Raw genomic sequence first — 11,881 nt, forward strand, 5'->3', positions numbered from 1 at the left:
CTCCCTCTTGGGGTGAGGGGCACGGACCTCTTGCAAACAGGATAGACCCATGACCGCAACCGCCCGCAAGACAGACAGCATGGCAACGGCCACCGCCATTCCGAAAAGCGGCACCGTGATTGCCATCGACCGCCGCAAGGCACCGGCACTGAACGCCAAAAAGATCGCCGCTACTATCGCCCGCAACGTCGTTCCGCCGCTCGTCGTGCTGGTGATCATGCTGGTCGTCTGGCAGATGCTCTGTTCCGCCCCCGGCGCAACGCTGCCGCCGCCGAGCCAGGTGTTTCAGGAAAGCTACGACCTGATCGTCTATCCGTTTTTCGTCAACGGCTCGCAGGATATCGGGCTGGGCTGGCGGGTTCTGATTTCGCTGGAGCGCGTGGCCTATGGTTTCGGCCTTGCTGCCGTTGCCGGTGTCATCCTCGGTGCGGTCGTCGGGCAGTCCATCTGGGCCATGCGCGGTCTCGACCCGATCTTTCAGGTGCTGCGCACCGTGCCGCCGCTGGCATGGTTGCCGCTGTCGCTGGCTGCCTTTCAGGACAGCAATCCATCGGCCATTTTCGTGATCTTCATCACCTCCATCTGGCCCGTCATCATCAACACCGCCGTTGGCGTGCGCAACATCCCGCAGGATTACCGCAACGTGGCGCAGGTGCTGCGGCTGAACCAGCTGGAGTTCTTCTACAAGATCATGCTGCCATCCGCCGCGCCCTACATCTTCACGGGTCTGCGCATCGGTGTCGGCCTCTCGTGGCTTGCCATCGTCGCCGCTGAAATGCTGACCGGTGGCGTCGGCATCGGCTTCTTCATCTGGGATGCGTGGAATTCCTCGCGCCTGCCCGACATCATCGTCGCCCTCGCCTACATCGGCGTCGTCGGCTTCGTGCTGGACAAGCTGGTCGCAGCACTCGGCAATGTCATCACCCGCGGCGCAGCGGCCAACTGAGAAGGCAAGCAATTCCAGGAAAAGTGGAAACCGGTTTTCCGTTCGGGTTTGCGTCAAAGGAGAAATACATGATGAACGCCTATCTAAAGCTCGATAACATCGACAAATATTTCGACAAGGGCGGCACCCGCGCAGAGGTGCTGAAGGGCATCAACCTGACCATCGGCAAGGGCGAATTCGTCTCGGTCATCGGCCATTCCGGCTGCGGCAAGTCCACCATGCTGAACCTCATCGCGGGCCTGACCAAGGTTTCCTCCGGCGTCGTTCTCCTGGAAAACCGGGAAGTGAACGAGCCCGGCCCGGAACGTGCCGTGGTGTTCCAGAACCACAGCCTGCTGCCGTGGCTGAGCGTCTACGAGAACGTCAATCTCGGCGTCGAAAAGGTGTTCCGCTACACCAAGACCAAGGCTGAGCGCCACGACTGGGTCATGCGCAATCTGGACCTCGTGCAGATGGCCCATGCCAAGGACAAGAAGCCATCTGAAATTTCCGGCGGCATGAAGCAGCGTGTCGGCATTGCCCGCGCGCTGGCGATGGAGCCGAAAATCCTGCTGCTGGATGAACCTTTCGGTGCACTCGATGCCCTGACCCGCGCCCATTTGCAGGATGCGGTGATGGAAATCCACGCCCGTCTCGGCAACACCATGGTCATGATCACCCACGACGTGGATGAGGCCGTGCTGCTCTCGGACCGCATCGTCATGATGACCAATGGACCAGCAGCCCATATCGGCGAAATTCTCGATGTTCCCTTGCCAAGGCCGCGCCACCGCATCGAGCTTGCATCCGACCGAACCTATCTGAAATGCCGCGAAGCCGTGTTGAAGTTCCTCTACGAACGTCATCGCTTCGTCGAAGCTGCGGAGTAACCAACATGACAGAGAAACTTGTCATCATCGGAAACGGCATGGCCCCCGGGCGCATGCTGGAAGAACTCTTCGAGAAAGCACCGGGGCGATATCAAGTCACGATTTTCAACGCCGAGCCCCGCGTCAATTACGACCGCATCATGCTGTCGCCGGTGCTGTCGGGTGAGAAGTCCTACGAGGACATCATCATCCATGGCGATGGCTGGTATATCCAGCACGGCATCACGCTCTATAAGGGCCACCGTATCGTCAACATCAACCGTGCGGCGAAAACCGTCACCTCCGACCGTGGCGTGACGGAAAGCTATGACAAGCTGGTCATCGCCACCGGCTCCGTTCCCTTCATCATCCCCGTTCCCGGCAAGGACCTGCCCGGCGTCATCACCTATCGCGATCTGGATGATGTGGACGCCATGCTGCTGGCCGCCCAATCCCGCGCAAAGGCCGTCGTCATCGGCGGCGGATTGCTGGGGCTGGAAGCCGCCGCCGGTCTTTCCATACGCGGCATGGACGTGACCGTGCTGCATGTGATGCCGACGCTGATGGAGCGTCAGCTCGACCCGGCAGCGGGCTACCTTCTGCAAAAAGCGATGGAAGATCGCGGTATCAAGGTCATCACCAAGGCCAACACCAAGCAGATTGTCGGCACCGACAAGGTCGAGGGCATCGAACTCGACAACGGCACCATTATCCCGGCCACGCTGGTGGTGATGGCGGTTGGTATCAGGCCCAATGCGGGTCTGGCGAAGGACGCAGGTCTCGCCGTCAATCGCGGCATCGTCGTGGATGCGGGCATGCAGACATCGGACGGCGATATTCTGTCGGTCGGTGAATGCGCCGAGGTGGATGGCATGGTCTATGGCCTCGTCGCCCCGCTTTACGAAATGGCACGGGTTGCCGCCTCGCATCTGGCGGGCGATACCACACCGGCCTTCGTGCATGCAGACACGCCGACGAAGCTTAAGGTCACAGGCATCAATCTCTTCTCCATCGGTGACTTTGCCGATGGCGATGACCGTGAGGAAATCGTGCTGCGCGATGCCACCGCAGGCGTCTACAAGCGCGTGATCCTCAAGGACAATCGCATCATCGGCACCGTTCTCTACGGCGAAACCTCCGATGGGGCGTGGTTCAACGACCTGAAGAAAAAAGCGACCGATATTTCGGAGATGCGCGACACACTCATTTTCGGCCAAGCCTATCAGGGAGGGTCCCCACTGGACCCTATGGCGGCCGTTGCAGCCTTGCCGGATGATGCGGAAATCTGTGGCTGTAACGGCGTTTGCAAAGGCAAAATCACCTCCACCATCACGGGCAAGGGGCTGACATCGCTGGACGATGTCCGCGCCCACACCAAGGCCTCGGCTTCGTGCGGTTCCTGCACGGGCCTTGTCGAACAACTGATGACGCTGACGCTGGGCGATAGCTATAACCCGGCTGCCGTTCAGCCCATGTGCACATGCACAGAGCTTGGCCATGATGACGTTCGTCGTCTGATCAAGGCAAAGGGTCTGAAAACCATTCCCGCTGTCATGCAGGAACTGGAGTGGAAGACCTCCTGCGGCTGCGCAAAATGCCGCCCGGCACTGAACTACTACCTCGTTTCCGACTGGCCGGATGAATATGCCGACGATTACCAGTCGCGCTACATCAACGAGCGTGTTCACGCCAACATCCAGAAGGACGGCACCTATTCAGTCGTGCCGCGCATGTGGGGCGGCGTGACCAATGCCAACGAATTGCGCGCGATCGCAGACGTTGTCGACAAATTCGAGATACCGATGGTCAAGGTCACCGGTGGCCAGCGTATCGACCTTCTCGGCATCGAAAAGGAAGACCTGCCCGCCGTCTGGGCCGATCTCGGCAAGGCCGGTTTCATCTCCGGTCAAGCTTACGCAAAAGGCCTGCGCACCGTCAAAACCTGCGTCGGTTCGGACTGGTGCCGCTTCGGCACACAGGATTCGACCGGCTTCGGCATTCGCGTCGAGAAGTTCATGTGGGGTTCCTGGACACCGGCCAAGCTGAAGCTGGCCGTCTCCGGCTGTCCGCGCAACTGCGCCGAGGCCACCTGCAAGGATATCGGCGTGATCTGTGTCGACAGTGGTTATGAAATCCACTTTGCCGGTGCTGCCGGTCTCGACATCAAGGGCACGGAAGTTCTCGGCCTCGTTAAGACGGAGGACGAGGCGCTGGAGCATATCGTGGCGCTGACGCAGATGTACCGCGAACAGGGCCGTTATCTGGAGCGCATCTACAAATGGGCAAAGCGCATTGGTTACGACGAGGTTCGCCGTCAGATCATGGGTGATGCCGAAAAGCGCAAGGCCTATTTCGAGCGCTTCGTCTTCAGCCAGAAATTCGCGCAGGTCGATCCGTGGTCGGAGCGCGTGTCCGGCGAACACAAGCACGAGTTCAAACCGATGGCGACCATCGGCTTCAATCAAGCCGCAGAGTGACCGACCGCCGCAAGGCGTGACGGACGCGTGGGCAGTCGGGTGGGCGGAAAGAGGAGTTTCCGCCCACCCGTAGACATCATCGACAAGGACAGGATGAACGCAATGAACTGGGTCGATATCGGCGATATCTCGGACATTCCTCTGCGCGGCGCACGCTGCGTGAAAACGCCATCGGGCAAGATCGCCGTGTTCCGCACGGCAGACAACGACGTCTATGCCATCGAGGACCATTGCCCGCACAAGGGCGGCCCCTTAAGCCAGGGCATCGTCCACGGAGCATCGGTCACATGTCCGCTGCACAATTGGGTAATTTCGCTCGAAACCGGCAAGGCGCTAGGTGCGGACGAAGGTGCGGTGCGCACCATTCCCGTTCGCAACGTGGACGGCAAGCTGTCGATAGCAATCGAAAGCCTCATGATCGCGGCGGAGTGAGCATGGCACAAGAGGTCAAGACCACCTGTCCCTATTGCGGCGTCGGCTGCGGCGTGATCGCGAAGATCGAAGACGATGGCGCTGTCACCGTCAAAGGCGATCCCGATCACCCTGCCAATCTGGGACGGCTCTGTTCCAAGGGCTCGGCACTGGCCGAAACCATCGATCTGGACGGGCGTCTGCTCTATCCGCAGGTGGATGGTGCCAGGGTCGAATGGGACGACGCGCTTGATCTCGTAGCCTCGAAATTTGCAGATGCCATTGCCGAACACGGACCGGACGCGGTCGCCTTCTACGTCTCCGGCCAATTGCTGACGGAAGATTATTACGTCGCCAACAAGCTGATGAAAGGCTTCATCGGCTCGGCCAATATCGATACGAATTCGCGCCTGTGCATGTCCTCCTCCGTCGCAGGCCATCGCCGCGCTTTCGGCTCGGATACGGTGCCGGGTCTCTACGAGGATATTTTCGAGGCTGATCTCGTCATCCTCACTGGCTCCAATCTCGCATGGTGCCATCCGGTCATCTACCAGCGTCTCGCCGCCGCCAAGGCAGAGCGCCCGGATATGCGCATCGTCGTCATCGACCCGCGCCGCACCATGACATGCGATATTGCCGACATGCATCTGGCCATCCGCCCGGATGGCGATGTGGCGCTGTTTACCGGCCTTCTTGCCCATCTCGCCAACGGCCCCGCCGTCGACCGAACCTATGTTGAGAGCTTCACGAACGGCTTCGATGCTACGGTCCAATCCGCTGAGGAATACAGCCTTCCCGAGATTGCGGAGGCAACTGGACTGACCATTGCCGAACTCATCCAGTTCTACGAAATCTTTGAGCGCACGGAAAAGACCGTCACCTGCTACAGCCAGGGCGTCAACCAGTCGGCCAGCGGCACAGACAAGGTCAACGCCATCATCAATTGCCACTTGGCAACCGGCCGGATCGGCAGACCGGGCATGGGACCGTTTTCACTGACAGGCCAGCCCAATGCCATGGGTGGTCGCGAGGTCGGCGGTCTCGCCAACATGCTGGCCGCCCATATGGCCATCGAAAATGCCGATGACCGCGACCGCGTTCAGCGCTTCTGGGGTTCACCCGCCATTGCAGACAAACCGGGCCTCAAGGCCGTCGATCTGTTTCAGGCGGTGGCCGATGGCCGGATCAAGGCGCTGTGGATCATGGCAACGAACCCCGTCGTTTCCATGCCCGATGCCAGCGCCGTCGAAGCCGCATTGAAAGCCTGCCCTTTCGTCGTCGCCTCCGACATGTTCGCAACCACCGACACGGCAAAATACGCCCATGTCCTCCTGCCCTCGCTGGGCTGGGGCGAAAAGGACGGAACCGTCACCAATTCCGAGCGCCGCATTTCCCGCCAGCGCGGCTATCTGCCCGCACCGGGAGACGCCAAAGCAGACTGGTGGCAACTGGCGCAGGTTGGTCGCCGTATGGGTTTTGCCGAGGCATTCGATTACACCGGCCCAGCTGAAATCTTCATCGAACACGCCAATCTATCCGCCTTCGAAAACGATGGTTCGCGTGATTTCGATATCGGTGCATATTCAACGCTGACAAAGCCAGCCTATGACGGCCTGCCCCCCTTCAACTGGCCGCAGCCCGCCTCTGGACACCGCGAGACAACGCGCTTCTTCGCAGACGGAAAATTCTATCATGCCGATGGAAAGGCCTGCTTCCTCAGCACCGCCCTGCCGCAAACATCCCGAAGCGATGCAGAGTATCCGCTGACGCTCAACACCGGCCGCATTCGCGACCAGTGGCACACCATGACGCGCACCGGCAGAAGCGCCCGCCTGTCATCCCACCTCGCAGAACCCTTCGTTGAGCTGCACCCGCGCGATGCCATGGATGCAGGCATAGACAGCGCCGATCTCGTGGAAATCGAAAGCCCGCTCGGCAAGATCATCGTGCGGGCGCTGGTCACAGAACGGCAGGCGCGCGGCAACATCTTCGTGCCGATGCACTGGAACGACCAGTTCGCCGCCAATGCCCGCGTCGACAGGCTGGTGCCACCGGTAACGGACCCCTTCTCCGGCCAACCGGCATCGAAAAACGTCGCCGTTATCGCACGCCGTTTTCAGGCGAAAGCCTATGCCTTCGCGGTAACGCAGGCAAAACCGCAGGCTCTCGATTGCGCCTATTGGGCGCTGGCAAAAGCCGACGGCGGCTATCGTCTGGAGATGGCGTTCGATGAGATACCCGAAAACTGGAGCGGTTGGGCGCACAGCGTTTTCGGCATCGATGTCGGCATCGAACCCATCGGCTATGCCGATAACAGCACCCATCAAGTCCGCCTCGCCTTCTTTGATGGCGAGACGTTGCTGGCCGCCCTGTTCGTCGCCGACAAGCCCGTTGGCGTCGCGCGCAACTGGGCAATTTCCCAACTTTCCGCTCGCCACGAAGATTTGCGCACGCGCTTTGCCCTTGTTGCCGGTCGCCCCGGGGCGGGCAAGGCAGACCCCGGCGCAACGGTCTGCTCCTGCTTCAATGTCGGCGTCAATCAGATCACCGCCGCCATCCGCGATGGCTGCCACACAGTCGAAGACATCGGCAATACCTTGAGCGCGGGCACGAATTGCGGCTCCTGCCGCGCAGAAATCAGAGGGATCATCGAGGGTTGCATGAAGACCGCAGCGGAGTGATTGCCTGTGTTTCACGCTCTAAAGGGGTTGTGATTATCATGAATATGGAATGAGGTGCCGGGCAACCGAATCTCGAAGAAGATGCCCTTGAATACCGATCCATTCCATATTCTAAAGACCATCTACGGCTACGACACGTTTCGCGGACAGCAAGCCGATATCGTTGAGCACGTCATCGCAGGCAACAACGCCTTCGTGCTGATGCCGACGGGTGGTGGAAAGTCGCTCTGCTACCAGATTCCCGCCCTCTCCCGCCCCGGCATGGGCCTCGTCGTCTCGCCATTGATCGCGCTGATGGTCGATCAGGTTGCCGCCCTGCGTCAGGCTGGCGTTCGGGCGGAAGCACTCAACTCCAATCTTCTGCCGGATGAGCGCCGCGCATTATGGGCCGATATCCGCGCCGGCAAAGTCAGCCTTCTCTATGCCGCGCCGGAAACGTTGCTGAAGCCGGATGTGCTGGATTCTCTGGAGAATGTCCCCCTGTCGCTCATCGCCATCGATGAGGCCCATTGCCTGTCGCAATGGGGTCACGACTTCCGTCCGCCCTACCGCCAACTCGACATGTTGATCGAGCGTTTTCCCGATACGCCGCGCATGGCACTGACGGCCACGGCAGACGAGCCGACGCGGGCGGAAATCCTCGAGCATATGCGCATCGAGGGCAGCGATGCCTTCATCGCCGGTTTCGACCGCCCCAATATTCGCTATGCCATCATGGAAAAGGATAATCCGCGCGCGCAGGTCAAACGCTTCCTGCGGGACCATCAGGATCAAAGCGGCATCATCTATTGCTTGTCGAAAAGAAAGACCGAGGAAACGGCAGAATGGCTGCGTTCCGAAGGCTATGATGCCCTGTCTTACCACGCGGGAATGGAGCGCGAGCAGCGCGAGAAAAACCAGACCCGTTTTCAGCACGGAGAGGCCATCATCATGGTCGCCACCATCGCTTTCGGCATGGGCATCGACAAACCGGATGTGCGCTTCGTCGTTCACATCGACCTCCCCAGCAGCATCGAAGCCTATTATCAGGAAACCGGCCGCGCCGGGCGCGATGGCCTGCCCTCCGATGTGCTGATGCTCTACGGATCCGAAGACATCGCGCTGCGCAACCGCTTCATCGAAACCTCGGATGCGCCTGACCAGCGCAAACATATGGAACGGCAAAAGCTGGATGCATTGCTGGGTCTGGCAGAAACGGCGGGGTGCCGCAGGCAAGCGCTGCTGTCCTATTTCGGTGATCATTGCGAACCCTGCGGCAATTGCGACACCTGCGCCGAGCCACCCGAGGTCTTCGACGGCACCATTGCAGCCCAGAAAATCCTGTCTTGCATTTACCGTACGGGCGAACGCTTCGGCCAAGCCTATATCATCAGCGTGCTCTTGGGTGCCGAGGATGATCGCATTACCCGCTTCGGCCACGACAAGATCAGCACCTACGGCATTGGGACTGAATACGACAACAGAACATGGCGTGCGATTCTGCGCCAGCTGATTGCCGCACGCCTGATCGAAGTCGATCTCGCAGGACATGGTGGCCTATCGATTTCTGACACGGGAAGACAGTTTCTGCGGGAAAAACCACAGCTGATGCTTCGCAAGCCGCAAGCCGCGCGCAAAACGAGTCGTGACCGCAATGGCAGCGGCCGCACGGCACCCATCGTGCCGGATGAAGATGCCGCCCTATTCCAGGCCCTGCGCGAACGCCGCATGGAAATTGCCAAGACCCAGAACCTGCCGCCCTACGTCATTTTTCACGACAAGACACTCATCGAGCTGGCAGGCGCGAGGCCGACATCCCGTGCAGAGATGGCAAGAGTGCCCGGCGTTGGCGAGGCCAAGCTCGATCGTTACGGCCCTGCCTTTCTGGAGGTTATCGCAGGGTTCGTTTCCGAATAGAACAAAGATTGCTATATTCCAGGAGCAACAGGCAAATCCTGTGCGAAATCAGGCGTCAGCTTTTTCGCTGACGTCATCAAGCAGGAAGTGCGCCACGACATATTTGGTCTGAAACGGCTTGCCGCTATCCGACATGTCCTCTTCTGTCCCACCATCGACAGGGTGCCATTTCTGGTAATGTGGATTATTGGCAATCAGTGTGATGGCTTTTCCGGAGAGATCGCCCTGAACCCTATAGCGTGCTTCGGCAAGCGGCCAGATGCGCTCATAGTCTTCCTGGCTCATGCGAACTTTGAGCGCTTGTCGACGCGTTGCTTGGCCCTGGGCCTCTGAAGCATCGTGCGAAGGCACGTTGAGGGTAACCTCCTGCGCGTCCTTCAAGATGAAGTTGAATTCGTCTGGCCACATACGTCTCATGAAACGCCCTCCCAAGCTATTTCTCGTCGCTTGGGAAATATAACGCGTCTGAAACGGTAAGCAATCCCGATCGTGTGTGACGAACACTATGCGTCAGGCGGACGCCGCTGTGCCAAGGCTGACACGAAAGACCACCTTGTCAGCCCCGGCAATGTCGTGCGCGATATTGAGCGCCCGGTAAAAATCGATTTCCCGTTCGACATAGCCGGTTATCACCACACATCGGCCTTCTGCATAAACCACGATCTCATGGCCTGAGAAATTTGGAAGATAACAAAGCTCCGCTTCAATTGCAGCGCAACGCGCGCTGGCGCTGCCACCAAAACCAAAGCTGAAACTGTTGCTGTCATACATACTGCTCAAGAACATGACCGGCTCCATCGGAAACATGAATGTCAGATGAACAAGTATTCACTCTCGCTTCCTGTTCCGGATCACAGAGGCGAAAACGCGCCAAATGGAAAGAAAGCTACCCCGCGTGGTGGCAAAGACGTACAGTTCACCTTTGAGGCGACAAAAGAAAAGGCAATTGTGCTTGAACGCCACTCCGTTTTCAGAACCCGTCTTGAGCGATACAGACGAACGCCATCAGCAATCAGCGATTGGAGTTCAGAACGCTTTCTCTCGAAACGAGGCTTATAGTATCGCGCCCTCCAGAGCCAATAACGCATTTTCAAGCCTGTCTTCGCCGGTTCCGTTGACAGTTTTCCAGAGAACACCAGCCTCGCGAAGCTCTCGCTCCAACGACTTCTGGAAGTCGGCTCGGAACGAAATATCCTTCTGATATCGTGTGCCATCGTCCCGCCACGGCAGGTCCGTGTCGAGCAATAGATAGATGTCGGCAAGCTGGCTTGGCCGGGCGCGTTGTGGTCGCTTGCCGGTCAGCGCCTCTTCCCATACACGAGTCACGAGTTCATCCGTGTCCTCGATCAGGACCGGCCCAGCGTGCGGCGCGATCGCGCGGCGCATTGCGCCATGGCCAGCTTCGATTTGCAGAAAACTCTCACTTTGCCAATCGCCTGTGCGAAACGCATCAAAGACCCTCCCATATTCCGGGACATAGCGCGTTCCCAAACGCTGTGCCAATTGCTTTGCAAGCGTTGATTTGCCGGTACTCTCCGCCCCGGCAAGAACCACTCGTCGTTGGTAGTAGGGCCGCACGGGACCCGGCACCATATCCCAATGTGCGAAAGGGTTGTCCCTCACGGCAGTTCCGGAGACCGGAAAAGCAAGGCGGTCGGGATCGATCACGACAGGCCGAGCATCAAGCACGTCAGCAAGTTTCACCACATAGGGCTCTGATCCGAACACGATGTCGATCTGTTGGGGATGCGCCTCGCGACAGATTTTCTGCCAGATGGACCAGAAATCGGGATGATCTTTCGGCTCCTGTGGCACGTCATCGAAAAAATGTATGATACGAGCCTGCGGTAACAACTGCTTCATCCACTGGTACCGAAGATTGCCGTCTATTGGCTCACTGTCCAGCGAACAGACGAGAACCGTCAGATCATCACACAGCGAGGCTGCCGTGTTGCACATAAAGATGTGACCAGCATGCGGTGGCAGGAATTTTCCGAGAAGAAAACCGCGTGTCGTCATCAGACCGGCTGCCCGCTTAGTTTCATGGAGCGCCGCCAACTGAAATGACCGGCAATGGCCATTCCGAGAAAGACGCAATAGAGCGCTGCCGTGGGCCCAAGGTCTTTTGTCCAATAAAGACCGATTGCGAGCACGTCGACGGCAATCCACACCACCCAGGTCTGCACATAGCGTTTAGCGAGAAGACATTGTGCAACCACGCTCAAAACAGTCGTCAACGCATCCCAATAAGGAAAATCCGCATCCGTGTAGGTTGCCATGATATATCCCAATGCCGCGGCCCCGACAGTAGCACCGAGGGCCCAAACCAAACCCGCCTGATACGGCAGATCGATCGCCTCCACCAAACCATCATCGGCCCGCCCCGCAAGCCAGATGAAGAGGCCAAAAAATTGGATGCCTAGGAAAAAGATTTGCAAAAGCGCGTCGCTGTAGAGGCGAACATCGTAGAAAATCCAGGCGTAAAGCAGCACCATGGCAATGCCGAAGGGATAATTCCATATGCTGCGCCGGATAATCAATGCGACGTTGATCAGCCCCAATATCGTCGCCGTAATTTCTATCGCGCGCGTGCCGAACATTCCATGCAGGAACTCTAGGATT

10 protein-coding genes are annotated in these 11,881 nt (G+C 58.8%); 6 read left to right on the plus strand and 4 right to left on the minus strand.

Annotation, left to right across the window (positions count from 1 at the left end):
• Positions 1-49 precede the first annotated feature (49 nt).
• The 6 genes from ntrB (at position 50) to recQ (ending at position 9,259) form a co-directional block, all read left to right on the plus strand.
• Positions 50-946, plus strand: a complete 897-nt coding sequence (gene ntrB, locus ASF29_RS19400; protein WP_062452274.1) for a nitrate ABC transporter permease — start codon at positions 50-52, stop codon at positions 944-946.
• 71 nt (positions 947-1,017) lie between these two features.
• Positions 1,018-1,815, plus strand: coding sequence for an ABC transporter ATP-binding protein (locus ASF29_RS19405; protein WP_062452425.1), 798 nt, complete (start codon positions 1,018-1,020; stop codon positions 1,813-1,815).
• Between the two features lie 5 nt (positions 1,816-1,820).
• Positions 1,821-4,271: a nitrite reductase large subunit NirB gene (gene nirB / locus ASF29_RS19410; protein ID WP_062452275.1), complete on the plus strand. Its 2,451-nt coding sequence runs from the start codon at positions 1,821-1,823 to the stop codon at positions 4,269-4,271.
• Between the two features lie 102 nt (positions 4,272-4,373).
• Positions 4,374-4,703 carry a nitrite reductase small subunit NirD gene (gene nirD / locus ASF29_RS19415; RefSeq protein WP_062452276.1) on the plus strand — a complete coding sequence of 110 codons (330 nt, stop codon included), beginning with the start codon at positions 4,374-4,376 and terminating at the stop codon, positions 4,701-4,703.
• Positions 4,704-4,705: 2 nt separating this feature from the next.
• A complete protein-coding gene (locus tag ASF29_RS19420; RefSeq protein ID WP_062452277.1) occupies positions 4,706-7,363 on the plus strand; it encodes a nitrate reductase in 2,658 nt (885 codons plus the stop codon).
• An 87-nt stretch (positions 7,364-7,450) separates the two neighbouring features.
• A complete protein-coding gene (gene recQ, locus ASF29_RS19425; protein ID WP_156462738.1) occupies positions 7,451-9,259 on the plus strand; it encodes a DNA helicase RecQ in 1,809 nt (602 codons plus the stop codon).
• Positions 9,260-9,307: 48 nt separating this feature from the next.
• On the opposite strand, the gene ASF29_RS19430 is transcribed toward recQ, so the two are convergent.
• The 4 genes from ASF29_RS19430 to pnuC all read right to left on the minus strand — a co-directional run bounded on the left by ASF29_RS19430 (position 9,308) and on the right by pnuC (position 11,859).
• On the minus strand, positions 9,308-9,667 hold the full coding sequence (locus tag ASF29_RS19430) for a hypothetical protein (RefSeq protein WP_062452278.1): 360 nt from the start codon (positions 9,665-9,667) through the stop codon (positions 9,308-9,310).
• A 102-nt stretch (positions 9,668-9,769) separates the two neighbouring features.
• The gene (locus ASF29_RS19435) at positions 9,770-10,066 is read right to left on the minus strand and encodes a BON domain-containing protein (RefSeq protein WP_062452279.1); all 297 of its coding nucleotides are present in this window, start codon (positions 10,064-10,066) and stop codon (positions 9,770-9,772) included.
• Positions 10,067-10,312: 246 nt separating this feature from the next.
• Positions 10,313-11,278 (minus strand): AAA family ATPase, encoded by a 966-nt coding sequence (locus tag ASF29_RS19440; protein WP_062452280.1) that lies wholly within the window; start codon positions 11,276-11,278, stop codon positions 10,313-10,315.
• The gene (gene pnuC, locus ASF29_RS19445) at positions 11,278-11,859 is read right to left on the minus strand and encodes a nicotinamide riboside transporter PnuC (RefSeq protein ID WP_062452281.1); all 582 of its coding nucleotides are present in this window, start codon (positions 11,857-11,859) and stop codon (positions 11,278-11,280) included. The genes ASF29_RS19440 and pnuC overlap by 1 nt, the downstream gene beginning before the upstream one ends.
• Positions 11,860-11,881 lie beyond the last annotated feature (22 nt).

Origin of the sequence: Rhizobium sp. Leaf262, from assembly GCF_001422245.1 — a bacterium.
In the GTDB taxonomy this organism is placed as follows: Bacteria; Pseudomonadota; Alphaproteobacteria; order Rhizobiales; family Rhizobiaceae; genus Agrobacterium.